The sequence below is a fragment of the Kitasatospora sp. NPDC034035 genome (assembly GCF_055575755.1).
This window is the reverse complement of sequence record NZ_JBVISA010000005.1, coordinates 42,011-66,544: the sequence shown is the minus strand read 5'-3', so window position 1 is coordinate 66,544 and position 24,534 is coordinate 42,011. Positions and strand designations below refer to the sequence as shown.

General features: G+C 72.8%; 25 protein-coding genes. 5 read left to right on the top strand and 20 right to left on the bottom strand.

The annotated features are described in order from the left end of the window. Positions 1–23 precede the first annotated feature (23 nt). From ACZ52J_RS08915 to ACZ52J_RS08895, 5 genes are all read right to left on the bottom strand, one after another. The gene (locus ACZ52J_RS08915) at positions 24–1,229 is read right to left on the bottom strand and encodes an acetylornithine transaminase (protein WP_465616993.1); all 1,206 of its coding nucleotides are present in this window, start codon (positions 1,227–1,229) and stop codon (positions 24–26) included. Next, positions 1,226–2,101, bottom strand: a complete 876-nt coding sequence (gene argB, locus ACZ52J_RS08910) for an acetylglutamate kinase (RefSeq protein WP_360498539.1) — start codon at positions 2,099–2,101, stop codon at positions 1,226–1,228. The genes ACZ52J_RS08915 and argB overlap by 4 nt, the downstream gene beginning before the upstream one ends. A gap of 88 nt (positions 2,102–2,189) precedes the next feature. Next, positions 2,190–3,344: a bifunctional glutamate N-acetyltransferase/amino-acid acetyltransferase ArgJ gene (argJ, locus tag ACZ52J_RS08905; protein ID WP_465617418.1), complete on the bottom strand. Its 1,155-nt coding sequence runs from the start codon at positions 3,342–3,344 to the stop codon at positions 2,190–2,192. Positions 3,345–3,412: 68 nt separating this feature from the next. Next, the gene (argC, locus tag ACZ52J_RS08900) at positions 3,413–4,441 is read right to left on the bottom strand and encodes an N-acetyl-gamma-glutamyl-phosphate reductase (protein WP_465616991.1); all 1,029 of its coding nucleotides are present in this window, start codon (positions 4,439–4,441) and stop codon (positions 3,413–3,415) included. Positions 4,442–4,557: 116 nt separating this feature from the next. Then, positions 4,558–5,757 carry a methyltransferase gene (locus tag ACZ52J_RS08895; RefSeq protein WP_465616989.1) on the bottom strand — a complete coding sequence of 400 codons (1,200 nt, stop codon included), beginning with the start codon at positions 5,755–5,757 and terminating at the stop codon, positions 4,558–4,560. A 96-nt stretch (positions 5,758–5,853) separates the two neighbouring features. On the opposite strand from ACZ52J_RS08895, the gene ACZ52J_RS08890 reads away from it, so the two are divergent. Both ACZ52J_RS08890 and ACZ52J_RS08885 read left to right on the top strand, forming a co-directional pair. Continuing rightward, positions 5,854–6,258 carry a VOC family protein gene (locus ACZ52J_RS08890; RefSeq protein WP_360498391.1) on the top strand — a complete coding sequence of 135 codons (405 nt, stop codon included), beginning with the start codon at positions 5,854–5,856 and terminating at the stop codon, positions 6,256–6,258. A 74-nt stretch (positions 6,259–6,332) separates the two neighbouring features. Further along, positions 6,333–6,707: an RNA-binding S4 domain-containing protein gene (locus ACZ52J_RS08885; RefSeq protein ID WP_465616987.1), complete on the top strand. Its 375-nt coding sequence runs from the start codon at positions 6,333–6,335 to the stop codon at positions 6,705–6,707. A 66-nt stretch (positions 6,708–6,773) separates the two neighbouring features. On the opposite strand, the gene ACZ52J_RS08880 is transcribed toward ACZ52J_RS08885, so the two are convergent. Next, positions 6,774–7,280 carry an FBP domain-containing protein gene (locus ACZ52J_RS08880; protein ID WP_465616985.1) on the bottom strand — a complete coding sequence of 169 codons (507 nt, stop codon included), beginning with the start codon at positions 7,278–7,280 and terminating at the stop codon, positions 6,774–6,776. Positions 7,281–7,548: 268 nt separating this feature from the next. Further along, the gene (locus tag ACZ52J_RS08875; RefSeq protein WP_360498385.1) at positions 7,549–8,433 is read right to left on the bottom strand and encodes an SAM-dependent methyltransferase; all 885 of its coding nucleotides are present in this window, start codon (positions 8,431–8,433) and stop codon (positions 7,549–7,551) included. Positions 8,434–8,643: 210 nt separating this feature from the next. Between ACZ52J_RS08875 and ACZ52J_RS08870 the strand changes: the two genes are divergently transcribed. Continuing rightward, the gene (locus ACZ52J_RS08870) at positions 8,644–9,552 is read left to right on the top strand and encodes a polysaccharide deacetylase family protein (protein WP_465616983.1); all 909 of its coding nucleotides are present in this window, start codon (positions 8,644–8,646) and stop codon (positions 9,550–9,552) included. A 73-nt stretch (positions 9,553–9,625) separates the two neighbouring features. Here ACZ52J_RS08870 and ACZ52J_RS08865 read toward each other — a convergent pair whose 3' ends face one another. Continuing rightward, the gene (locus ACZ52J_RS08865; RefSeq protein ID WP_465616981.1) at positions 9,626–10,444 is read right to left on the bottom strand and encodes an SDR family NAD(P)-dependent oxidoreductase; all 819 of its coding nucleotides are present in this window, start codon (positions 10,442–10,444) and stop codon (positions 9,626–9,628) included. Positions 10,445–10,752: 308 nt separating this feature from the next. On the opposite strand from ACZ52J_RS08865, the gene ACZ52J_RS08860 reads away from it, so the two are divergent. Then, entirely contained in the window at positions 10,753–11,622 is an 870-nt protein-coding gene (locus ACZ52J_RS08860; RefSeq protein ID WP_360498379.1) for a 3-hydroxybutyryl-CoA dehydrogenase, read from the top strand. A gap of 90 nt (positions 11,623–11,712) precedes the next feature. Here the strand turns inward: ACZ52J_RS08860 and ACZ52J_RS08855 are convergent, their stop codons facing one another. The 11 genes from ACZ52J_RS08855 to infC form a co-directional block, all read right to left on the bottom strand. Continuing rightward, positions 11,713–12,555: a chitosanase gene (locus ACZ52J_RS08855; protein WP_360498377.1), complete on the bottom strand. Its 843-nt coding sequence runs from the start codon at positions 12,553–12,555 to the stop codon at positions 11,713–11,715. 121 nt (positions 12,556–12,676) lie between these two features. Then, a complete protein-coding gene (locus ACZ52J_RS08850) occupies positions 12,677–13,642 on the bottom strand; it encodes a hypothetical protein (RefSeq protein WP_465616978.1) in 966 nt (321 codons plus the stop codon). Beyond that, positions 13,639–14,565 (bottom strand): ATP-binding cassette domain-containing protein, encoded by a 927-nt coding sequence (locus ACZ52J_RS08845; RefSeq protein ID WP_465616976.1) that lies wholly within the window; start codon positions 14,563–14,565, stop codon positions 13,639–13,641. Before ACZ52J_RS08845 ends, ACZ52J_RS08850 begins: the two co-directional genes overlap by 4 nt. After that, positions 14,565–15,002 (bottom strand): GntR family transcriptional regulator, encoded by a 438-nt coding sequence (locus ACZ52J_RS08840; protein WP_465616974.1) that lies wholly within the window; start codon positions 15,000–15,002, stop codon positions 14,565–14,567. The genes ACZ52J_RS08845 and ACZ52J_RS08840 overlap by 1 nt, the downstream gene beginning before the upstream one ends. Before the next feature lie 126 nt (positions 15,003–15,128). Beyond that, a complete protein-coding gene (pheT, locus tag ACZ52J_RS08835; protein ID WP_465616972.1) occupies positions 15,129–17,630 on the bottom strand; it encodes a phenylalanine--tRNA ligase subunit beta in 2,502 nt (833 codons plus the stop codon). After that, positions 17,630–18,751, bottom strand: coding sequence for a phenylalanine--tRNA ligase subunit alpha (gene pheS, locus ACZ52J_RS08830; RefSeq protein ID WP_360498367.1), 1,122 nt, complete (start codon positions 18,749–18,751; stop codon positions 17,630–17,632). The genes pheT and pheS overlap by 1 nt, the downstream gene beginning before the upstream one ends. Before the next feature lie 245 nt (positions 18,752–18,996). After that, positions 18,997–20,100: a sensor histidine kinase gene (locus ACZ52J_RS08825; protein ID WP_465616970.1), complete on the bottom strand. Its 1,104-nt coding sequence runs from the start codon at positions 20,098–20,100 to the stop codon at positions 18,997–18,999. Between the two features lie 117 nt (positions 20,101–20,217). Beyond that, positions 20,218–21,084 carry a TrmH family RNA methyltransferase gene (locus tag ACZ52J_RS08820; protein ID WP_360498363.1) on the bottom strand — a complete coding sequence of 289 codons (867 nt, stop codon included), beginning with the start codon at positions 21,082–21,084 and terminating at the stop codon, positions 20,218–20,220. A gap of 98 nt (positions 21,085–21,182) precedes the next feature. After that, positions 21,183–21,578 carry a 50S ribosomal protein L20 gene (gene rplT / locus ACZ52J_RS08815; RefSeq protein ID WP_360498361.1) on the bottom strand — a complete coding sequence of 132 codons (396 nt, stop codon included), beginning with the start codon at positions 21,576–21,578 and terminating at the stop codon, positions 21,183–21,185. Between the two features lie 109 nt (positions 21,579–21,687). Continuing rightward, positions 21,688–21,882, bottom strand: coding sequence for a 50S ribosomal protein L35 (gene rpmI, locus ACZ52J_RS08810; RefSeq protein ID WP_030055648.1), 195 nt, complete (start codon positions 21,880–21,882; stop codon positions 21,688–21,690). Positions 21,883–22,023: 141 nt separating this feature from the next. Continuing rightward, positions 22,024–22,800: a translation initiation factor IF-3 gene (infC, locus tag ACZ52J_RS08805; protein ID WP_360498535.1), complete on the bottom strand. Its 777-nt coding sequence runs from the start codon at positions 22,798–22,800 to the stop codon at positions 22,024–22,026. A gap of 478 nt (positions 22,801–23,278) precedes the next feature. Between infC and ACZ52J_RS08800 the strand changes: the two genes are divergently transcribed. Next, entirely contained in the window at positions 23,279–23,656 is a 378-nt protein-coding gene (locus ACZ52J_RS08800) for a DUF1844 domain-containing protein (protein ID WP_360498359.1), read from the top strand. Positions 23,657–23,728: 72 nt separating this feature from the next. On the opposite strand, the gene ACZ52J_RS08795 is transcribed toward ACZ52J_RS08800, so the two are convergent. After that, a complete protein-coding gene (locus ACZ52J_RS08795; protein ID WP_360498357.1) occupies positions 23,729–24,502 on the bottom strand; it encodes an SseB family protein in 774 nt (257 codons plus the stop codon). Positions 24,503–24,534 lie beyond the last annotated feature (32 nt).

The window sequence follows — 24,534 nt, the reverse complement described above, 5'->3', positions numbered from 1 at the left end:
GTGATTATTCTCCCGGACGACGGTCAACTCGCATCGGCCGGGGCGTTCTCGCGCACCGTCCGGAGGATGCCCGGCAGGGCCGCGAGGAAGGCGTCCGCCTCCTGCTCGGTCAGCACCAGCGGCGGGGCGAGTCGGACGGCGTCCGCGACGGCCGCGTTGACCAGGTAGCCGGCCTCCTGCGCGACGGCCTGGACCCGGGCCGAGACCGGCGCGGTGAGCACGATGCCGAGCAGCAGACCGGCCCCCCGCACGTGCGAGACCAGCGGGTCGCCGATCGCCTCGACACCGTGCCGCAGCCGCTCGCCGAGCTTGCGGACGTGCTCCAGCAGGCCCTCGGACTCGATGGTGTCCAGCACCGCGAGCCCGGCCGCGGCGGCCACCGGGTTGCCGCCGAAGGTGGTGCCGTGCTGGCCCGGGGTGAGCAGCTCGGCGGCCTCCCCGAAGGCGAGGGTGGCGCCCATCGGCAGGCCGCCGCCGAGCGCCTTGGCCAGGGTGACGACGTCCGGCTCGACGCCCTCGAAGGCCTGGTGGGCGTACCAGTGGCCGGTGCGGCCGACGCCGGTCTGGATCTCGTCCAGCACGAGCAGGGTGCCGGTGGCCCGGGTGATCTCGCGGGCCGCCCTGAGGTAGCCGTCCGGCAGCGGGATCGCGCCGTTCTCGCCCTGGATCGGCTCCAGGAAGACCGCGGCGGTGTCGGTGGTGACGGCCGCGCGCAGCGCCTCGACGTCGCCGAACGGGACGTGGGTGACGTCGCCGGGCAGCGGGCGGAACGGGTCCTGCTTGGCGGGCTGGCCGGTGAGCGCGAGGGCGCCCATGGTCCGGCCGTGGAAGGCGCCCTGGAGGGCGACCAGGTGGGTGCGGCCGGTCCGCCGGCTGATCTTGAACGCCGCCTCGTTGGCCTCGGCGCCGGAGTTGCAGAAGAACACCCGGCCGCCCGCCCGGCCGTCCAGCTGCAGCAGCCGCTCGGCGAGGGCGATGGTGGGCTCGGCCATGAAGAGGTTGGAGACGTGGCCGAGGGTGGCGATCTGCCGGCCGACCGCCTCGACGACGGCCGGGTGGGCGGTGCCGAGGGCGTTGACGGCGATGCCGCCGAGCAGGTCGGTGTACTCCTTGCCGTCGGCGTCCCAGAGCTTGCTGCCCGCGCCGCGCACCAGCGGGATCCGGGGGGTGCCGTAGTTGTCGGTGAAGGTGTGCTGCCACCGCTCGGTGAGCTGCTCGTTGTGCGTCATGCCAGTCCCCCGGTCACGGTCGGCTCGTCGTCCGGCACGACCATCGTGCCGATGCCCTCGTCGGTGAAGATCTCCAGCAGCAGGCTGTGCGGCACCCGGCCGTCCAGGACGCGGGCGGTGCCCACGCCGGAGCGGACGGCGCGCAGGCAGCCCTCCATCTTGGGGAGCATGCCGCTGGCCAGGTCGGGCAGCAGCTCCTCCAGCTCGCTCGCGTTGAGCTGGCTGATCACGTCGTCGGAGTTCGGCCAGTCCTTGTAGAGGCCCTCGACGTCGGTGAGGACGACGAGCATCTCGGCGCCGAGCGCGACCGCGAGGGCGGCGGCGGCGGTGTCGGCGTTGATGTTGTAGACGTGGCCGTCGGTGCCGCGCGCGATCGAGGAGATGACCGGGATCCGGCCGTCGGCGATCAGCGCCTTCACCGCGCCGGCCTCGATGTTGACGATGTCGCCGACCAGGCCGATGTCCACCTGCTCGCCGTCCACCACCGCGTAGCGCTTCACCGCCGTCATGGTGTGCGCGTCCTCGCCGGTCATGCCGACGGCGAACGGGCCGTGCCCGTTGAGCAGGCCGACCAGCTCGCGCTGCACCTGGCCGGCCAGCACCATCCGGACCACGTCCATGGTCTCCGGGGTGGTGACCCGCAGACCGTTGGTGAAGCTGGACTCCAGGCCGAGCTTGTCCAACTGGGCGCTGATCTGCGGGCCACCGCCGTGCACCACGACGGGGTGCAGCCCGGCGTAGCGGAGGAACACGACGTCCTGGGCGAACGCCGCCTTGAGCTCGTCGTCCACCATGGCGTTGCCGCCGAACTTGATCACGACGGTCTTGCCGTGGAAGCGCTCCAGCCATGGCAGCGCCTCGATCAGGGTCATGGCCTTGGGCAACGCGGTGTTGTTGCGGGCCTGTTCGCCCTTGGGTGCGATCTGCACGGGTTTCCCTCGTCGGAACGGATGTCGCGGATCAGGTGGAGTAGGCGCTGTTCTCGTGGACGTAGTCGGCCGTGAGGTCGTTGGTCCACACCGAGGCACCCGCGGTGCCGGCGTTGAGGTCCGCGGTGATGACGACCTCGCGGCCCTTCATGTCCACCAGGTCGCGGTCCTCGCCCACGCCGCCGTCCTTGCAGACCCAGACGCCGTTGATGGCGACGTCCAGCCGGTTCGGGTCGAAGGCGGCGGAGGTGGTGCCGATCGCGGCCAGCACCCGGCCCCAGTTGGGGTCCTCCCCGTGGATGGCGCACTTGAGCAGGTTGTTGCGGCTGATCGTCCGGGCGACCTCGACCGCCTCGTCCTCGGTGGCGGCGCCGGTGACGTCGATCCGGATGTCCTTGCTCGCGCCCTCGGCGTCGCCGATCAGCTGGCGGGCCAGATCGCCGCTGACCGTGCGGACGGCCGCGGCGAACTCGGCCTGGTCCGGGGTGATGCCGGTGGCGCCGGAGGCGAGCAGCAGCACGGTGTCGTTGGTCGACATGCAGCCGTCGGAGTCGATCCGGTCGAAGGTGGAGCGGGTGGCGCCGCGCAGGGCCGCGTCCAGGGCGGCGCTGTCGACGGCGGCGTCGGTGGTGAGCACCACCAGCATGGTGGCGAGGCTCGGGGCGAGCATGCCCGCGCCCTTGGCCATGCCGCCGACCGTCCAGCCGGCCGGGCTGGTGACCTGGGCGGTCTTGTGCACGGTGTCGGTGGTCTTGATGGCGATCGCGGCGGCCTCCCCGCCGGTCTCGCTGAGCGCCCCGGCCGCCAGGGCGACCCCGGGCAGCAGGATGTCCATCGGCAGCCGGACACCGATCAGGCCGGTGGAGGCGACCGCGACCTCGCCCGCGTTGAGCTTCAGCTCCTCCGCGACCTTCTCCGCGGTGGCATGGGTGTCCTGGAAGCCGAGCGGGCCGGTGCAGGCGTTGGCACCACCGGAGTTGAGGACGACGGCGGAGACCTGGCCACCCTTGAGGACCTGCTCGGACCAGAGCACCGGCGCGGCCTTGACCCGGTTCGCGGTGAAGACGCCGGCCGCGGCGAGCGAGGGGCCGTCGTTGACCACCAGGGCGAGGTCCGGGGTGCCGGAGGCCTTGATGCCGGCGGTCACCCCGGCGGCGCGGAAGCCCTTGGCGGCCGTCACGCCCACGTTGGTGCCGGGGCCCGGGTTGGCGCCGGGGCTGGCGTTGTTGCCGGTACTCACGTTGTTGCCGATGCTCACGGTGCGACTCCGTTCACGGGAAGGCCCAGCTCCTCGGGCAGGCCGAGGGCGATGTTCATGCTCTGCACCGCGCCGCCCGCGGTGCCCTTGACCAGGTTGTCGATCGCGCTGATCGCGATGATCCGCCCGGCAGCGGCGTCCAGGGCGACCTGGACCAGGGCGGTGTTGGCGCCGTAGACGCTGCTGGTCTGCGGCCACTGCCCCTCGGGCAGCAGGTGGACGAAGGCCTCGTCCGCGAACGCCTCGGTGTAGGCGGCGCGCAGGCTCCGGGCGGTCACACCCGGCTTGGCCTTCGCCGAGCAGGTGGCGAGGATGCCGCGCGGCATCGGGACGAGGGTGGGGGTGAAGGAGACGGTGACCGGCTCGCCGGCGAGCGGGCTGAGGTTCTGCATCATCTCGGGGGTGTGCCGGTGGACGCCGCCGACGCCGTACGGGCTGACGCTGCCCATCACCTCGCTGCCCAGCAGGTGCGGCTTGGCGGCCTTGCCCGCGCCGGAGGTACCGGAGGCGGCGACCACCACGGCCTCCGGCTCGGCGAGTCCGGCCGCGTACGCGGGGAACAGCGCGAGCGAGACGGCCGTCGGGTAGCAGCCGGGCACGGCGATCCGGTTGCTGCCCTTCAACGCGGCGCGGTGGCCGGGGAGTTCGGGCAGGCCGTAGGGCCAGGTGCCGGCGTGCGCGGAGCCGTAGAACTGCTCCCAGTCGGCGGCGGCCTTGAGCCGGAAGTCGGCGCCGCAGTCGACCACCAGCACGTTCTGGCCGAGGGCCTCGGCGACGGCGGCGGACTGGCCGTGCGGCAGCGCCAGGAACACCACGTCGTGGTCGGCCAGCACCTCGGGGGTGGTGGGCTCGAGGACGCGGTCGGCGAGCGGGATCAGGTGCGGCTGCAGCGCGCCCAGCCTGGTGCCCGCGTTCGAGCCGCCGGTCAGCGCCCCGATCTCCACCTCCGGGTGGCCGAGCAGCAGGCGCAGCACCTCGCCACCCGCGTACCCGCTCGCTCCGGCGACGGCGACTCGCAATGCCATGGCGTTCCTCCTTAGTCGTGGCATGAATATACGCGCGGGGGAAAATCCATGCAAGGAGTATGTGCCGGGGCCCGACGGGGCGGCCGCGGGCCGGTGAGTCCCCGGTCAGCCGCCGGTCAGCGCTTGACGGCGCGCAGCACCACGAACTTGGGGTTGCCCGCCACGAGTTGGCAGTTGCCGAAGAGACGGCGCAGCTTGACGTGGTAGCCGAGGTGACGGTTGCCGACCACCCAGAGTTCACCGCCCGGCCGCAGCGCCCGCTTGGCGCCGGTGAACATCCGCCACGCGGTGGCGTCGGTGGTGGCCTGGTGGGAGTGGAACGGCGGGTTGTTGAGCACCAGGTCCACCGAGCCGGGGGCGACCACGTCCGCCGCGAGCGCGTCGGCGGCGCGGAACTCGGCCGGGGCGTCCGGGCCCAGGTTGGTACGGAAGGTCTCCTCGGCGGAGGCCACCGCCTGGTGCGACTCGTCCACGAAGACCAGCTCCGCGCCGGGCCCGGCCAGCGCGGCGGCCGTCCCGACCACGCCGTTGCCGCAGCCGAGGTCCACCACCCGGGCGCCCGGGGCGGGGGTCGGCAGGTGGGCGAGGAGGAAACGGGTGCCGATGTCGAGCCGCTCGGCACAGAAGGTGCCGGCGTGGTTGACCACCGTACGGCCGGACGCGGGGCCGATGTCCGACGGCAGCGCGTAGCGGTGCGGCCACGGGTTGGGGCCGGGGTCGCGCGCCGGGTCGGGGGTGCAGAAGATCAGCCGGGCCTTGCGGACGGCGAGCGAGGTGCGGGTCGGGCCGAGGATCCGCTCGAAGAGCTGGAGGGTGGAGGTGTGGATCTCGGTGACCATGCCGGCGCCGATCACCACGGTGCCGGCGTGGATCGCGGGGGCGAGCCGGTGCAGCTGGTCCTCCAGCAGGGCCAGGCTCTTGGGGACGCGCACCAGCAGCACGTCGATCCGCTCCGGCGGGGTGTCCCGGGTGGTGAGCAGCCGGTCCTGGTCGACGGCGGCGCCGGCCCGGGCCAGGTTGGCCAGGGTGGCCTGCCGGCCGAGGTGGGAGTCGGAGATCTGGACCGGCCGGTGCTCGGCGAGCGCGGTGGTCAGCGCGCCCCAGCGGTCGCCGAGGACGGCGATCCGGCGGCCGGCCAGCTCGGTCGCGGCGCCGGACGCGCTGTCCGCCTCGCCCGCGAGGTGGCGCAGCAGGTACTCGTCGGCGGCGTCCCAGGCCCGGAGCCGCTCGCGCGGGTCCGCAGGGAAGCGGGTGAGGTCGAAGGTGCCCCACGGGGTGGAGAACGGGGTCGCGGCGGGCGTGGTCTGGGGATTCATCGTGTTCTCAGGCTATCGGACGGACACCGGGGAACTGTTTTGGAAGAACGCCGCCGGACGGATACTGGAAGAGCCCGACCGAGAGGGGTGAGGGCGATGGACTGGAAGCTCGAAGTCGTAGTGGTCCCGGTGTCCGACGTGGACCGCGCGAAGCTCTTCTACGAGGAGCAGGCCGGCTTCACGGTGGACCACGACACCCGCCTGCGGGACGGGGTCCGGGTGGTCCAGCTGACTCCCCCGGGCTCGCCGTGCTCCATCGTGGTGGGCCAGGGGGTGATCGACTCGCCGCCCGGCTCGGTCAAGGGCCTCCAACTGGTGGTGGCCGACATCGAGAAGGCCCACGCCGAACTGGCGGCGCGGGGCGTACCGGTCAGCCCGGTCCAGCACTTCGTGGCGGGAGCGCGGGTGAACGGGCACGGCGAGGCCTGGAACAACTTCGTGTTCTTCAACGACCCGGACGGCAACGGCTGGGCGGTGCAGGAAGCGCCGACCGCCGCGTAGGCCCCGACCGCCGCGTAAGCCCCCGGCCGCTGGTAGCCCCCGACCGGACCGGATCGCTTGGGTAGGCTCCGAGGATGGCTGAACACGAGGGAAGCGTGCGGGTGGACAGCTGGATCTGGTCGGTCCGGCTGGTCAAGACGCGGGCGCTGGCGGCGGCCGCCTGCCGGGCCGGGCACGTCCGGGTGAACGGTGAGCGGGCCAAGCCGGCCCAGGCGCTGAAGCCCGGGGACGAGATCCGGGTCCGCGAGGAGAACCACGAGCGGGTCGTCGAGGTGCGCAAGCTGATCCGCAAGCGGGTCGGCGCCGAGGTGGCGGCGGAGTGCCTGGTCGACAACAGCCCACCGCGGCCGCCGCGCGAGTTCGTCGCGGCGGCCGGGGAGCGGGACCGCGGGGCCGGGCGCCCGACCAAGCGGGAGCGCCGCGAACTGGACCAGCTGCGCGGGCAGTGAGAGCCCTTACGCGGCGCTCAACGCGGCCGACTGCGCGACGCTTCACCAGGCGGGCTACACGGCGGGCTACGCGGCGGTGTCGGTGAGCACCCTGGCGAGGAATGCGTCGAGGTTGCCCATCGTCCGGGCGACCTGGTCCTCCAGCGACAGCGACTCCTCGGGCCGGGTGACCAGGGCGGACTTCTTCAGCCCGCGCACGTAGAGCGAGCAGGCGAGGTCGGCGCAGATGTACGTCCCGACCGTGTTGCCCTCGCGCCCGGCCGCGCCGGCCCGCCGGCCGGCGAGCAGCGCGACGCCGCTGCCGGCGTGCGCGGTGATGCACAGCGAGCAGACGTTGGTCTTGGTCAGGCTGCGCCGGACCGTCGGCACCCGCAGCGTCACACCGACCAGCTCGCCGCCGTGCGGGGCCACCAGGTAGGCGCGGTCGGGCGCGCCCTGGTCCCGCCAGCCCAGGAAGTCCAGGTTCTCCCACGGCAGTTCGGCCAGGCCCCGGGGCAGGTTGAGCCGACGGGCCTCGCCCTTGGAACAGTTGACGAAGGACGCGCGGATCTCGTTCTCACTCAGGGCTTCCATGCCGCGGAAGCTAGCACCGCCCCGCACACCCTGTCGCGTCAATTTCGCCCGGTTCTCCCTGTTCGTACGGGGTGCTCGGCCTGAACGGCGAGCCGCCGCGGGCGTCGGCGACGGCGGTGGGGAGGGGTGGCAGGGCGGTGGTCACGGCGCAGGCCACCCGGGGCGGTGAGGGGTTGTCAGTGGCGGTGCGTAGGCTGCGGTGGCCCGGTCCCGGCGCAGGAGGGAGGCGCCGGGACGGGGCTGGGTCACGTCCGATCGCGAGCGCGGACTACTTCTTGAACGCGACGCCCGCGTACGCGGACACGTCCTGCCAGCCCTCGGGCAGTTCGGTGGTGGGAACGTGGCCGGCGGTGGGGCGCCAGAGCGGGAGCTGCACGAGCCCGGGGCCGACGAACTCGAAGTCGCCGAAGAAGGGTTCGACCCCGGCCCGGGGGCGCAGGACGAGCGGGGCGCTGGCGCTCCGGTAGATCCGGGTGCCCTCGGCGGCGCTCTCCCGGGAGGCGAAGTCCGGGCTGCCGTGCGAGAGGATCAGCGCGCTGCCGGGGGCGAGCGCGTCGCGCAGGGTGCGGACGATCTGCTGCGCGCCGTCCTCGTCGCGGATGAAGTGCAGGACGGCGACCAGCATCAGCGCGACGGGCTGGGAGAGGTCGACGGAGGCGGCCAGCCCGGGGTGGGCGAGGATCGCGGCCGGGTCGCGCAGGTCGGCCTCGATCACCGAGGTGTGCCCGGCGGGGTGGCTCGCCAGCAGGGCGCGGGCGTGGGTGGCGACGATCGGGTCGTTGTCCACGTACACCACGCGGGCGTCCGGGGCGACCCGCTGGGCGACCTCGTTGGTGGAGCCGACGGCCGGGATGCCGGTACCGATGTCGACGAACTGGCGGATGCCCCGGCCGGCCGCGAACTCCACGGCGCGGCCGAGGAACTGCCGGTTGGTGCGGGCCAGCAGCGGCAGCGCCGGGTAGGCGGCTATCGCGGCCTGGGCGGCCTTGCGGTCGGCCTCGAAGTTGTCCTTGCCGCCCAGGTAGTAGTCGTACATCCGGGCCGTGTGCGGGATGCCGGTGTCCAGCTCGCTCGGCGGCTGCCAGTGGTCCGCTCTGGCCCAGTGCCAGTCGGTGTCGGCCGCCCCGCCGGTCGCCGCGGTGTCCTTGTGCATCCTGTTCCGCCCCCAATGCGCCATGCCGGAATTGTGCGACCGCCCGTCAACAGGCGGTGCGCGGTGATCGTATCCAACGACACGCCGTGGAAACAGCGGGAGTTCAGGTTTACGCAACACCCGTAGACAGAGTGTGTGCACGTCAAGGACGGTCCGGACCCGGTCATACCGGATCGCCCGCCGGTGCCGCCCTCTCTATGCTGGCTGCCGATGACTGCCGACCGCCGCACCGTACTGCGCACCGCCGCCCAGCTGGCCGCCCTCACCGCCGCCGGTGGCCTCGTCACCGCCTGCGGCACCGGCGCACCCCGCCGGGCCGACCCCGGGGCGCTGGCCGCGCACCCCGGCACCGTCGACCCGCAGCACAACACCGACCCGGCCTGGAACGGCAGCGAGGGCCCGGCCTCCCCCGCGCCGACCGCCGCGGCGGAGCCCCAGCCCGCCACCGAGTCGACCCCGGCCGCCGCCCAGGCCTCCGCCCCGCCGACCCCGCCTCCGCTGCCGCCGCTCGCGCCCGGCACCCCGGTCGAGGTCGTGTACGGGCCGCGCACCGGCAAGAACGTGGCGCTCACCGTCCACGGCAGCGGGGACCCGAAGCTCGCCACCGCGCTGCTGGAGATCGCCGAGCAGCGCGGCGCCAAGCTGACCGTGATGGTCGTCGGCAGCTGGCTCGACCAGCAGCCGCAGATGGCCCGGCGGATCCTGGACGGCGGCCACGAGCTGGGCAACCACACCCAGAACCACCTCAACATCTCCGCCATGACGCCCGACCAGGCGCGCGCCGAGATCGCCCAGTGCGCCGACCGGCTGCAGAAGCTCACCGGCTCGATCGGCCGCTGGTTCCGGCCCTCCGCCGCGCAGTACGCCACCCCGATGGTGCGCGAGCAGGCCAAGGCCGTCGGCTACGAGCACGTGCTGTCCTTCGACGTCGACCCGCGCGACTACAACGACCCCTCGGCCGCCGAACTTCAGCGCCGGGTGCTGAACTCGGTGCGCGGCGGCTCGGTGGTGGCGCTGCACATGGGCCACCAGTGCACGGTGGACGCGCTGCCGGCCATCCTGGACGGCCTCGCCAAGGCCGGGCTCAAGCCGGTCACCGCCAGCCAGCTCTGCGCCTGAGCCCCCCACCGCACCGGATCGCACCGCGCCGGATCGCACCGCACCCAGCGAGGCCCGCACCCCGCGGGCCCGGTCAGACCATCGGGTCGTCGTCCTTGTACGGGCGCAGCCGCAGCGTGCGGGCGTCCGAGGCGCGGATCGCCTCGGCCCGGTCGACCAGCTCCGCCAGGTCGTCCCGCCCGGCGTGGATGAACCGCCCGTGCAGCGCGTCGAAGCGGCCGCGGGCGGCGTCCACGGTGACGGCGACCATGTACGGGATGGAGCCCCAGCTCGTCGTGGACCGGAACATCGGCATCCCGGCGGTCATGTCGGTGGCGACCGCGCCCGGACTGATGTCGAGGACGACGACGTCGTGCCGGGCGAGCGAGTCCGCCATGTTGTCGGAGAGCTGGAGCAGCGCGCCCTTGGACGTGGCGTACGCGGTGTAGTTGCCGTCCGGGCGCAGGGCGAAGCCGGAGTTGAGGTTGACCACCCGGCCGTGCCGTCGGGCGACCATGCCGGGCAGTACGCAGCGCAGCAGGTTGTAGGGGCCGCGCAGGTTGGTCTCGATCACCTGCCACCACTGGTTGGCGTCGGTCTCCCAGATCGGCACCTCGGCGCGGTCGACCTGGCCGGCGTTGTTGACCAGCAGGTCGATCGGGCCGAGGTCGCGTTCGACGAGCCGGACGGCCTCGCGCACCGATCCGGGGCGGGTGACGTCGGCGGTGACGGCGACGCCGCGGGAGCCGTGTTTGACGCACTCCTTGAGGGTGTCGGCCAGCGTCTCGTGGGTGCGGCCGACCAGGCCGACGGCCATTCCCTCGGCGGCCAGGCCGATGGCGATCTCCCGGCCGATGCCCCGGCCGGCGCCGGTGACCAGGGCGACCTGTCCTGCGAGCGATCCCGTCGACACCGTGTGTGCTCCCTTCCCGCCCCCGGCCTGTGCGCTGGTCCGTCCCCGGCCCCCACCTGCGGCATTCTGTCGGCCGCCGGGCGGCGGTGGCCCCGGGCGCACGGGCCGGAACCGCCGCGTCACCCGTTCGGGGGAATCGCCCGCGGTGGCACTCCTCCGGGGAGGGGGTGACCTACTGGCCGGTACGGAGTAGTAACGTCGTCGGGGCGGTGACCGGTGCACCCATTCCGGTACACCGACCCGCTGACCAGCAGCTCGCTGGGCCACCTGTCGCTGGGCGACCCCCAGCACCACCGAAGGGCAACTGAGTGAGTGACATCGCGCGCGTCGGAGTAGTCGGCTGTGGCCTGATGGGGTCGGGCATCGCCGAGGTCTTCGCCCGGGCCGGGCTGGATGTCCTGGTGTCGGAGGCCAGCGGTGAGGCACTGGAGTTCGGCCGCACCCGGCTGACCAACTCCCTGGACACGGCGGTCAAGCGCGGCAAGCTGACCCCCGAGCTGCGGGACGAGGCGATGTCCCGGCTGTCCTTCACCGTCGACCTGTCCGACTTCGCCGACCGCGACCTGGTGGTCGAGGCTGTCGCCGAGCGCGAGGACATCAAGGTCAAGATCTTCCAGACCCTGGACCAGGTCATCGAGCGCCGCGACGCGATCCTCGCCTCCAACACCTCGTCGATCCCGATCGTGAAGCTGGCCGCGGCCACCTCCCGCCCGGAGCAGGTCATCGGCCTGCACTTCTTCAACCCGGCGCCGGTGCAGAAGCTGGTCGAGGTCATCCCGACCCTGACCACCTCGGCGACCACCACCGAGCGGGTCGAGGCCTTCGCCTCCCAGGTGCTCGGCAAGGAGCCGATCCGCGCCCGCGACCGGGCCGGCTTCGTGGTCAACGCGCTGCTGGTGCCGTACCTGCTGTCCGCGGTGCGGATGTTCGAGTCGGGCGTGGCCACCGCCTCCGACATCGACAAGGGCATGGAGGCCGGCTGCGCCCACCCGATGGGCCCGCTGCGGCTGTGCGACCTGATCGGCCTGGACACCATCGTCTCGATCGCCGAGTCGATGTACGACGAGTACAAGGAGCCGCTGTACGCCGCTCCCCCGCTGCTCTCCCGGATGGTCGACGCGGGCCTGCTCGGCCGCAAGTCCGGCCGCGGCTTCTACGACTACACCGCGAGCGCCTGACTCCTCTGGGTGCCGCGAAGCGGGGCCCGGCGGCCGTGATCCGGCTGCCGGGCCCGCTTTTTGACGCTGCGTCGGTTGTTGGGCGTCGCGTCAGCTGTTGATGGCGTAGCTGTCGCCGTAGACCTTCCACTTCAGCGGCGGGTTGAGGTCGAAGTTCTTGGCGTTGAGGAAGACCAGCTGCTCGGTGTCGACCCGGCTGGTGTCGGAGTGGGCCTCCTCCTTCTTCATGACGACCTTGCGGGCGTCCAGGAAGGCCTTGAGGTAGGTGGCCTCGTCGCCGCCCTGGGCGGGGGTCTTGGCCTTCTTCATGGCGGCGGCGCGGATGCCGCCGAAGCTGTCCGAGCTGTTGCCCGGGCCGTGCATGACGATGGCGTCGTAGTAGGCGAACTGGCCGAGCCCGCGCAGGCCGTCGGCCTTGGCCTGCTTGACGGCGGGGTTGAAGTACACCCGGTCGCGCTCGTCGTTCTGGGCCTGCTGGAAGACGGTGTCCTTGGCGGCGGCGGCCCAGTCGCGCTCGAACGCGGAGCCGAGGCCGGCGTGCGAGTCGGTGCCGTTGACCTTCTTCAGCGCGGGCAGGTACTTCGCCAGGACGTTGCCGGGCTTGAGGTCGGTGTAGTGCTGGACCAGGTCCAGCATGTCGCCCGTGCCGGAGCAGAAGCCGATGATGCCGGCGGTGTAGCCCCGCCCGTCCTTGATGTCCTCGATGTACTTGTACTGGGCCTTCCAGTCCAGCGACGAGTTCTCCGCGCTGGACACCAGTTGCATCGCGATGTCCTTCTTGTGCGGGTCGTCCAGCCCGACCCCCTTGAGCTGGACGGTCGCGCTCGCGGCCGGGGCGGCCTGGGCCGCCGAGGTGGCCGCGACGGTGAGGGGCGCGGCCACCAGGGCGGCGGCGAGGGCTATGCGGAGGGCACGACGGGGCTGAGGGCGCATGGGACGCTCCGATTCCTCGTGGGGTTAGGAAACTTTCCTAACGAGAAGTAGGAAAGCCGTCCGGCCGCGCTCCCGCAAGGGTTTTGACGGAAACTCTTCAAGCGATCCACGGACCCGCAGGTCAGACCGCGCGGCGCCGCACCCACCAGACCGCCACCGCGCAGAGCACCGCGGCGAGCAGGGTCATCCAGCCGAACTCGATGGACTGGAACAGCCAGTAGCGGCCGTCCGGCTGGTAGGTCTCGTGCAGCGCGTAGCCGCCCTCGCTCAGCAGCTTCTGGGCGCCGAAGTAGTCGCCGCCCAGGTCGTAGAGCCGGCCGAGGCCGAGGCGGTTCCCCGCCGGGTCGGTGACCCAGAGGCCGCCTTCCCAGCGGTGGTCGAGCGAGGTCTGCGCGAGCGTGTGGACGGTGTCCTGGAGCGGGGCGCGGTAGTCGAACCGCAGGGACTCGGCGACCAGCACGGTCACGACCGAGGCGCCGACCCCGATCCCCACCGCCGCCACCGTCCGCCGCAGCACCGCGCCCGCGAGCGCCGACAACGCGAAGACCAGCAGCACCCGGCCGACCATCGCGAGCGGGGCGCTGGCGAACGCCAGCGGCGCGAACCGGCCCGCCTCCGCCGTCAGCGGCGCGATCCACCAGTGCAGCACCGCCGCCACCAGGGCCGTCGCGACGGCCAGCACACCGCCGACGACGACCAGCCCGCCGACCGTCCAGCGGGTGCGACCGGCTCCCTGGGTCCACGCGAAGCGCACCGTGCCGTGCTCGAACTCCCTGGCCAGCAGCGGAGCACCCACGAACGCGCCGAGGGCGCCACCCAGGAAGTAGGCCACGTTCCCGCCGACCGTCAACTCGGCGCCGTACTCACGCAGGAACTCCTTCCAGCGCTCGTTGCAGGACCGCAGCGCCATGTCGCAGCCGCCCGCACCGGAGCGGTCGAGCCCCGCGTGGAGGAAGTAGCCGGTGACGGCCAGCACGACGGCCAGCCCGGCGAGGACACCCAGCAGGGTCCGCAGCGCGGGCCGGTGGCGCAGCCCGGCCGCGCGCAGGACGGCGGAGCGGGGCGGCGCGAGGGTCAGGGAGCTCACGGCAGCAGTACCTTCTCGTTCGGTGAAACGGCCCCGCGCGGGCCGGGGAGGGCGGAGGCGGTCGGCTCGCGCAGGTAGGCGAGCACCAACTCCTCCAGGCCGACGCGCTGTTGGCGCCAGCCGTCGGAGAGCGGGGCGTCCACGCCGCCGGTGCGGACCAGCAGGTGGGACTGGGCGCCGGCCCGGCGGTCGCGGACCACCGGCAGCCGCCCGGCGACCCCGTCCGCCTCGGCGGTCGGGCCGGTGAGCATCCGGTGGCCGCCCAGCAGGTCGTCCACCTCCCCCGCCACCTGGACCCGGCCGCCGCCGAGCACCACCAGGTAGTCGCAGCTCTGCTGGAGCTCGTGGACGGCGTGCGAGGAGAACATCACCGACAGCCCGTCCTCGGCCACGGCGGTCAGCAGCACCGCCATGAAGTCGTGCCGGGCGAGCGGGTCGAGCGAGGCCAAGGGCTCGTCCAGCAGCAGGAGTTCGGGGCGCTTGGCGAGCGCGAGGGCGAGCGAGACCTGGGCTTGCTGACCGCCGGAGAGGCGGCCGTACTTGCGGTCCAGCGGGATGCCGAGGCCCTCCAGGTGGGTCCGGGCCCGGGCCTCGTCCCAGCGGCGGTTGAGGTGGCGGCCCATCGCGAGCAGGTCGCGTACGGGCAGGCCCGGGTAGAGCGAGGCGTTCTGGGCGACGAAGCCGATCCGGTCCAACGCCCGGGGTGAGCCGGGCAGTTGGTCGCCGAGGACGGTCAGCGCGCCCTCGCTGGGCAGGGTCAGTCCGGCGGCCAGGCTGAGCAGCGTGGTCTTGCCGGCGCCGTTCGGGCCGACCAGAGCCATCACGTGCCCGGCGGGGACGGCCAGTCGGCAGTCCCGCAGCGCCCAGGAGCGACGGTAGCGCTTGCCGAGTCCGGCGCAGTCGATCACCGTGTCCGCGGCCATCAGGCCACCACCCCGTCCCGGCCTTCGCGCAGGTCGCGCAGCGCGTCCTCGAACACGGCGGCCATCCCCTCCTCGTCCAGCCCGGCGGTCCGCGCCGAGCGCATCCAGTCCAGCAGCCCCCGCCGCAGCGCGGCCCGTTCGCGCAGCGGCACCACCCCGACGGGCAGCCCCCTGATGAAGGTGCCCTGGCCGCGGCGGCCGACCGCGAGGCCGCGGTGTTCCAGCTCGCGGTACGCCTTGAGCACGGTGTTCGGGTTGATCGCCAGCCCGGCCACCACCTCGCGCACCCGGGGCAGCCGATCCCCCTCGGTCAACCAGCCCATCCGCAGCGCCTGTTCGACCTGCTGCACGAGCTGCAGGTAGGTCGGGACACCGGAGGCCGGGTCCAGGCGGAACTCGATGGGCGACGGCTGGTCGTCTCCTTTATCTACTTCCATAGGTAAAGAGATAAAGGATTCACTGAGGAACCGTCAACCCCAGGCAGGGTCAAATCCGAGAAACGCGAAGGGCCCCGCCCCGGACCTCGTGGTCCGGGGCGGGGCCCCTGCTCGGGCGCTACGGCATCAGGCGCCGCGCAGCACCGCTCCCGTACGGGCGACGGCCTCGGCGACGGCCGCCTCACGGGCGGCGGTGGCCTCGTCCGCGGTCAGCGTGCGGTCGACGGCGCGGAAGCGCAGCGCGTACGCCAGCGACTTCTTGCCCTCGCCCACCTGCTCGCCGGTGAACACGTCGAACAGCCGGATGGCCTCCAGCAGTTCGCCGGCGCCGGTGCGCAGCGCGGCCTCGACGTCGGCGGCCGGAACCGCCTTGTCGACGATCAGCGCGACGTCCTGGGTGGCCACCGGGAAACCGGAGACGGTCGGACCGTTGACCCGCTCGGCGCCGTCGGCGGTGAGCAGGTCGACGTCGATCTCCATCGCGGCGGTACGGGCCGGCAGCCCGAGCGCCTTGACCACCCGCGGGTGCAGCTCGCCGGCGTGGCCGACCACCCGGTCGGTGCCGGTGACGAGCAGCTCGGCGCAGCGACCCGGGTGCCAGGGCGCCAGCTGCCCCTGGCGGACGGTCAGCTCGATGCCGGCCGCCCGGGCCACCGTGCGGGCCGCCTCGACGGCGTCCGCCCAGGAGGCCTGTTCGCCCTTGCCCCACCAGCCCGACGGCAGCCGCTCACCCGCGAGGGCGACGGCGATCCGGCGCGGCTGGTCCGGCAGCGCGGCGTCCAGCTCGGCCAGCTCCTCGTCGCTGGGCCGGTGGTCGACGGCCGGGCGCGGGGCCACGGACAGCTCGTCCTTGGGCAGGAAGACGGTGCCGGTCTCGTAGATCGCGAGGTCGGTGTTGCCCCGGCCGATGTTGCGGCGCAGCGCGCCGAGCAGGCCCGGCAGCAGCGTGGTGCGCAGCGCCGGCTCCTCGTCGTTCAGCGGGTTGACCAGCTTGACCGTCCGGCGGCGGCGGTCGTCCGCCTCCAGGCCGAGCGCGTCCCAGGCGGTCTCGCCGAGGAACGGGTAGTTGTTGACCTCGACGTAGCCGGCCCCGGCCAGCGCGACGCCGATCCGGCGGTTGATCCGCTGGGTCTCGGTCAGGCCCTTGCCCGGCGGCACGTTGGGCATCCGGGCGGGGACGTTGTCGTAGCCCTCCAGCCGGATGACCTCCTCCGCGAGGTCGTACGGGTCGGTGAGGTCGGGGCGCCAGGTCGGCGGGGTGACCTCCAGGACGTCGGCGCCGGCGACCGAGCAGCCGATCTCCTGCAGGCGCCGGGTGACGGTCTCGCGGCCGTACGCGGTGCCGGCCACCCGGTCGGGCAGGTCGGCGGCGATGGTGATGGTGCGCACCGGGTGCGGGGCGGCGATGTCGGTGACCCCGGCCTCGGCGGTGCCGCCGGCGATCAGGACCAGCAGGTCGACGGCGCGCTGCGCGGCGGCGCGGGCGGCCTCCGGGTCGACGCCGCGCTCGAAGCGCTTGGACGCCTCGGAGGGCAGCTTGTGGCGCTTGGCGGTGCGGGCGATGGCGACCGGGTCGAAGTGCGCCGCCTCGATGATCACCTCGGTGGTGCCCGGGCCTGCGGCCGGGTCGAGGATCTCGGTGGAGGCGCCGCCCATGACACCGGCCAGGCCGATCGGGCCGCTGTTGTCGCAGATCAGCAGGTCCTCGGCGGAGAGCTTGCGCTCGACGCCGTCGAGGGTGGTGAGGGTCTCGCCCTGCGCCGCCCGGCGGACCGTGATCGGGCCGTCCACGCGCTGCTTGTCGTAGGCGTGCAGCGGCTGGCCGACCTCGAGCATCACGTAGTTGGTGATGTCGACGGTCAGCGAGATCGGGCGGATGCCCGACTTCTGCAGGCGGCGCTGCAGCCACAGCGGGGACTTGGCGTCGGGGTCGACTCCGACGACCGTACGGGCCACGAAGCGGTCGCAGCCGGCCGGGTCGTTGACCTTGACCAGGTAGCCGAAGGAGTTGGCCGGCGGCACGTCGAGCAGCGCCGGGTCGGCCAGCGGCAGCCCGTACGCGGCGGCGGCCTCACGGGCCACGCCGCGCATGGACAGGCAGTAGCCGCGGTCCGGGGTGACGGCGATGTCGAGCACCTCGTCGACGAGCTGGAGCAGCTCGACGGCGTCGGTGCCGGGCTCGTACTCCGGCGGGAGCACGATGATGCCGTTGTGCTCGTCGCCCATGCCCAGCTCGCGGGCGGAGCAGATCATGCCGGCCGAGGTGTGGCCGTAGGTCTGGCGGGCCGCGATCGGGAAGGGGCCGGGCAGCACGGCGCCGGGGAGCACGACCACGACCTTGTCGCCGACGGCGAAGTTGGTCGCGCCGCAGACGATCTCCTGCGGCTCGCCGGTGCCGTTGGCGGCGCCGACGTTGACGAAGCAGTGCCGGATCGGCTTCTTGAAGCCGGTCAGCTCCTCGATGGAGAGCACCTCGCCGACCACCAGCGGACCCTTGAGGTCGGCGCCGATCTGCTCGACGGTCTCGACCTCCAGGCCGGCCCGGACCAGGCGCTCCGCGACGTCACGGCCGGTCGCGCCGGCCGGCAGGTCGACGTACTCGCGCAGCCAGGAAAGCGGGACGCGCATCAGATCTCCATCCCGAACGGGAGGGTGAAGCGCACGTCACCCTCGACCATGTCGCGCATGTCGGCGACGTTGTGACGATTCATCAGAATCCGCTCCAGGCCCAGGCCGAAGGCGAACCCGCTGTAGCGGTTGGGGTCGACACCGCAGGCGACGAGCACCCGCGGGTTGACCACGCCGCAGCCGCCGAGCTCGATCCAGCCCTCGGAGGAGCAGGTGCGGCACGGCCGGTCCGGGTTGCCGACGCTCTCGCCCAGGCACACGAAGCACTGCAGGTCGACCTCGGCCGACGGCTCGGTGAACGGGAAGTACGAGGGCCGCCAGCGCAGCTCCAGGTGGTCGCCGATCAGCTTCTCGACCATGACCTCGATGGTGCCCTTGAGGTCGGCGAAGGTGATGCCCTCGTCCACCGCGAGGCCTTCGACCTGGCGGAAGACCGGGGTGTGGGTGGCGTCCAGCTCGTCGGTCCGGTAGACCCGGCCCGGGCAGACCACGTAGATGGGGGGCTCGCGGTCGAGCATGGTGCGGGCCTGGACCGGGGAGGTCTGGGTGCGCAGCACCACGCCGGAGTCGGCGGAGCCGTCCGGGGCCTGGACGAAGAAGGTGTCCTGCATCGAGCGTGCCGGATGGTCCGGGCCCAGGTTGAGGGCGTCGAAGTTCAGCCACTCGGCCTCGACCTCGGGGCCCTCGGCGATCTGGTAGCCCATCGCGACGAAGGTGTCCTCGATGCGCTCGGCCATGGTGGTCAGCGGGTGCCGGGCGCCGCGCGGGATGCGGTCGAACGGCAGCGTGACGTCCACCGACTCCTCGACCAGCACGCGGGCGTCACGCTCCGCCTCCAGCTCGGCCTGCCGCTTGGCGAGGGCCTGGTTGACGGCCCCGCGGGCCTGGCCGATCAGCTTGCCGGCGGCCGCCTTGGCGTGCGGGGGCAGGGCGCCGATCTCGCGGTTGGCGAGCGACAGCGGGGACCGGTCGCCGGTGTGGGCGACCTTGGCCTGCTTCAGCTCGTCCAGGGTGGTGGCGGCGGCGAACGCGGCGACGGCCTCGTCCCGCGCCTGCTCCACCACCTCGGGCTTGAGGGCCTCGACCTCGACCGGGTCGTACGACTTGTTGGGTGCCGACATCTCTATCTTTCCCGTGCTCCTGCTCGTCCGTGCTCAGGTGTGTGGGCTCGCCTTCGCGTCACGCCCGGCGGGGCCGGGGCACGGGCAGCCGGTTCTCCGTTCACCGGAGGCTCACGGGAGTGGGTGTCCGCGGCTCAGCCGCGCGGGGCGTTGCGCGACGCCAAAGGTCGAGTGTAGTCGCAGCGCGTAGCGCCGCTGCCGCGAAGCCCGTCCGGCGGGACCCCGGTGCCCTCTCGGAGCAGTGCTCAGAGCATGAAGTCGGGTACGCCGGCGGGCAGGATAAATCGGAACCGGGCGCCGCCGCCGGGCGCGCGGTCGACGCGGATCGAGCCGCCGTGGGCTTCCACGATGCCCTTGACGATGTAGAGGCCCAGGCCCGTGCCGCCACGCTTGGAGCCGCGCCAGAAGCGGGTGAAGACGCGCGGCATCGACTCCTCGGGGATGCCGCTGCCTTCGTCGCTCACGGTGACCGCTGTGCCTTCCACGATGCGGGGCGGGGTGCCGGAGCGCTCCCAGACGGGTGCCTCGACGACCTCCTTGGCCGGTGCCACCTCGATCGTGACAGTTCCCTCACCGTGCCGCACCGCATTTTCCAGCAGGTTGGCGAGCACCTGGTCGACCTTGTCCGGGTCGGCCCACAGGACGGTCAGCGGCTCGCTGACCCGGATGTCGAAGCGGTCCTCGGCGATGCCGGTGGCGACCTTGCGCTCGACGTGCCGGCGCACCGCCGCGGCCAGGTCGACCACCTGCTTGCGCAGCTCCAGCCGGCCGGCGTCGATCCGGGAGATGTCCAGCAGCTCGGCGATCAGCCGGGTGACCCGGTCGGCGTCGGCGTCCACGGTCTCCAGCATCAGCCGCTTCTGCCCGTCGGTGAACCGCTCCCACTTGGCCAGCAGCGTCGCCGTGAAGCCCTTGACGCTGGTCAGCGGGGAGCGCAGCTCGTGCGCGACGGTGGCGATCAGCTCGGCGTGGCTGCGCTCGGTGCGGCGCCGGGCCTCGGTGCCGCGCAGGGCGATCACCAGGCGCTCCAGCGGCCCGCACGGCACCGTACGGACGTACCGGGCGGAGACCAGCACCTCACGGCCGCCGGGCAGCAGCAGGTTGCGCTCCGGCTGGCGGGTGCGGGTGGCCAGGCCGCCGTACGGGTTGGTCAGCTGCCACCAGCGGCGCCCGTCCAGGTCCTCCAGCGGGAGGGCGTCCTCCAGCACGCAGCCGAGCGCGGCCTCCGGGGGCACGCCGGTGAGCCGGGCCGCGGCCCGGTTGAAGCAGACCACCCGGCCCAGCCCGTCGGCGACCACCAGGCCGTCCGGCAGGTCGTCCGGGTCGAGCTCGGGCCCGCTGCCGACCATGGGTTGCCTCCCCGATTACCCACCGTGCCGTTCCCCCCACCGAGGCAGACCCTAGCGCCTCGCAGGCCCCCGCAGTAGGGCTTGCAACGGGGTGATCCCGGTGCGCCCCCGGGTGTGTCAGGTGTTCGAACGGCAGCCGCCGGGCGAACGCTGCGCCCGGGCCGAGGCGTAGAGGCAGACTGCCGCGGCGGTGGCCAGGTTGAGGCTCTCGGCGTGACCGTGGATCGGGACGCGCACGACCTCGTCGGTGAGCGCGCGGGTCTCCTCCGGAAGCCCCCACGCCTCGTTGCCGAACAGCCACGCGCCGGGCGCGCCCAGGGTGCCCTCGTCCAGCTCCTGGTCCAGGTCGCGCTCCCCCGCGCCGTCCGCGGCGAGCACCCGGATGCCGGCCTCGCGCAGCTTCCCGACGGCTTCCTCGACCGGCACGCCGACCGCCACCGGCAGGTGGAAGAGGCTGCCCACGGAGGCCCGCACGGCCTTCGGGTTGTAGAGGTCCACCGAGGCGTCGGTGAGCACCACGGCGTCCGCGCCGGCCGCGTCGGCGGTGCGCAGGACGGTGCCGGCGTTCCCGGGGTCGCGCACGTGGGCGAGGATCGCGACCAGCTTCGGACGGGCCTCGAGCACCTCGGCGAACGGGGTGTCGATGAAGCGGCAGAGCGCCACGATGCCCTGCGGGGTCACCGTGTCGCAGATCCCGGCGATCACCTCGTCGGTGGCGGTCAGCACGGGCAGCCCCTCGGCCCGGGCCTCCTCGACGATGCCGGCGTGCCGCTCGGCGGCCTCCGGGCTCACGTACACCTCGACCACGGCGTGCTCGGACGTGCCCGGCAGCCTGCCGAAGGCGACGGCCTCCCGGACGGCCTGCGGGCCCTCGGCCAGGAAGCGGCGCTCCTTGGTCCGCTGGTTGCGCTTGGCCAGCCGGCGGGCGGCGACGACGCGCGGCGAGCGCAGGGAGGTCAGCAGGGGGGTCTCGGTGCTCGGCATGGTCTCGTTCTCTGGAGGCGCTGACGGAGGGGGTAAAGCAGAACCGGACCCGCAGGCGAGCCTGCGGGTCCGGTCAGAGCTCAACCGATCTCGGAAGATCAGGCGGCGTCGGCGGCGGCCTTCGGGGCGTTCACGTCGGCCGGCAGCGCCTTCTGGGCGACCTCGACCAGGGAGGCGAACGCACCCGGGTCGTTGACGGCCAGGTCGGCCAGCATCTTGCGGTCGATCTCGATGCTGGCGGCCTTCAGGCCCTGCACGAAGCGGTTGTAGGTGATGCCGTTGGCACGGGCCGCAGCGTTGATGCGCTGGATCCACAGCTGACGGAAGTCGCCCTTGCGCTTCTTGCGGTCGTTGAAGTTGTAGACCAGCGAGTGGGTGACCTGCTCCTTGGCCTTGCGGTACAGGCGCGAGCGCTGGCCACGGTAGCCGCTGGCGCGCTCCAGGATGACCCGGCGCTTCTTGTGGGCGTTGACTGCCCGCTTGACGCGTGCCACTTGATTACTCCTTGGGTTGGACCACGGACTACTTCACGTGGTCCGTCATTCGAATGGGTCGGGAAGGATCAGCTGCCCCGCACACGGCTCTCGCCGGGCGGGAAGGCGATCACTTGCCGAGAAGCTTCTTGATCTTCTTGGCGTCAGCGGGGGCCAGCTCGACGGTCCCGGCCAGCTTGCGGGTCAGCGTCGAGGGCTTGTGCTCCAGGAGGTGGCGGCGGCCGGCGCGCTCGCGCAGCACCTTGCCAGAGCCACTGATCTTGAAGCGCTTGCTGGCGCCACTGTGCGTCTTCTGCTTCGGCATTTCGCCGTATCTCCTCGTCGGTCCCATTCACGCCCGCGCGGCGCTGCCACACGGGCGTGAACTGGATGGATCTGTGGTGACCGGGCGGGGCGCCCGTCACCCTTGGGGGCCGGTCTCCCGGGCCTCCTGGCCGGTGAAGGCTCAGGCGCCCTGGGAGGCGGCCGGCTGCTCGACCGGAGCGTCGGCCTCGGGGGCCGCGGCCTCGGCCGGGGCGTCCTGCGCCTCGGTCGCGGCGTCGTCGGTCGCCACGTCCTCGGTCGCCACGTCCTCGGTCACGACGTCGTCGGTCGCCAGGTCCTCGGCCACCTCGTCGTCGGCGAGGGCGGCGTCGGAGCCGGGGGTACGGCCCTGACGCTCGGCCTTGCGGGCGTCCGCGAGGGCGCGGGCCTCGGCCATCGCCTCGGTCTTCTTCTTGTGCGGGCCAAGAACCATGATCATGTTCCGGCCGTCCTGCTTGGGCGAGGACTCGACGAAGCCCAGCTCCTGGACGTCGTCGGCGAGCCGCTGCAGCAGGCGGAAGCCCAGCTCGGGGCGGGACTGCTCACGACCACGGAACATGATCGTGATCTTGACCTTGTCGCCCTGGTTGAGGAACCGGACGACATGACCCTTCTTGGTGTCATAGTCGTGCGGGTCGATCTTCGGCCGGAGCTTCATCTCCTTGATGACCGTGTGCGCCTGGTTCTTGCGCGCCTCACGGGCCTTCATGGCCGACTCGTACTTGAACTTGCCGTAGTCCATGAGCTTGCACACCGGCGGCCGGGCGGTCGCCGCGACCTCGACCAGGTCGAGGTCGTACTCCTGCGCAAGCTCCAGCGCCTTGGCAAGCGGCACGATGCCGACCTGCTCGCCGCTGGGACCGACGAGTCGCACCTCGGGGACGCGAATCCGGTCGTTGATGCGGGGCTCGGTGCTGATGGGGCCTCCTAGGTTGCACCTTCTGCGATGCGGCCGTCGGACGGCGGTCGCACGTAGTGGACTCGACCACTGGGCGGGGCTTCATTCGTACTGCGCTGCCCGGCACCTTCCGGCACCGACTGCACCCGCGACACGAAAAAAGCCCCGCTCGGTACAAGCGGGGCTCCACACAACCGGGGGCGACGCCCGGTGAGGGGCGCTGCGGCGACTCGGCGCCGAAGCGCCCGTCGCGGACCGGGACCCGTCGACCGCGAAGCCGATCGGGTGGGAGACTTTCGCGGTTGCCCTCTCGGGCCTCCTCAGTGGAGCCTCCACTTGCTGGCCAGGCGCCCATGCGGGATCCCGGCCGGTCAGTCTCGAAGCATACAGCGCCGGGAGGTCGAACGCTATTCCGCCCCGGCGCACTGCCTTCTCCGCGCCCCGAAGGGCCCTTGTACGCTCCACATGTACCCACACGGCACGACGGAACGAGCCCCCCTTGAGCAGCGAGCCCACCCAGACCCCCGGCACGGACGACGACGCGATCGGCTTCGACGACCTCACCCGCGACATCGCCGAGGTCCCGGCCGTCGAGGTGATCACCACCGTCGCCGTGCACCTGATGAGCGCGGCCGCCGTCAAGTGCGGTCTCGCCGAGGGCGGCGAGAAGGACAAGGACCTGGACGAGGCCCGCAAGCTGATCACCGCGCTCGCCGGACTGGTCACCGCCGGCGCCCCGGAGATCAGCAACTTCCACGCCGCCCCGCTGCGCGACGGCCTGCGCTCGCTGCAGCTCGCCTTCCGCGAGGCCTCCATCGTCCCGGACGCACCGGGCACGGGCCCGGGCGAGAAGTTCACCGGGCCGGTCTACGCCTGAGTGTCGTCCGTGCGACAGGGGGCGCGCCTCACCCGAGGTGCGCCCCCTGATCGTTTCTGCCGCCGATCGCCTTTACCGCCGGTACAGCGGCTCCCCTGGCAGCTCGGCGCTCGCCGGCAGCACCGCGAGGTCCAGCCCCCGGTCCAGCCGCACCCGCAGCACCGGGTCGGCGGCCACTGCCTGCCCGACCCGCTGCGCGGCCGCCTGCAGCCCGGGCTGGTCCAGCGCCGGGTCGAACACCACCGCGAGCACCCCGTCCGAGCCCTCGGAAGCCGCCAGCAGCCCGGTGACCACCTGCGGCTCGGCCGCCAGCAGCGCCCGGACCGCCTCGCGCACCTCCGGGTCCCGCGCCGGCGGCAGGAACGGACGGTTCTCCGCGAGCGCCCGCAGCCGGGCGCCGGCCAGCTGGAAGGGCACCGGACCGGCCGGGTCGACCAGGAGCGTGTCGGCACGCTCCGAGAAGGCCACCATGGCGGCCTGCGGGGCGGCCACCGGCGCCGGGCGGGCGTCGGCCCGCCAGCGGGCGAGCGTCTCGAGCGAGGTGAAGGCCGGCAGCGCGCGGCGCCCGTCCGGGGCCTCCAGCACCGGGACGGCCATGTCGCTGGACTTGTCGTGCCGGTGCCCGTGCTCGTCCACCTCGACCTCGCCGAGGATCGCGACGATCGGGACCATCAGCCGGGTGGGGGTCAGCGCCGCCAGCACCTCGGGCTCGGCCGCGCGGTCCTGCGACCAGCGGGCGAGGGCCTCGACGAGCGCCGCGTCGGCGGTACCGTCGTCGTCGCCGAAGCCGGGATTCGGGATGTTCTTGCCGACGAACGCCGGGTTGGAGAAGTCTTTGCGGTCCACCCGCCCGACCCTATGCCACCGCACCCGACCGG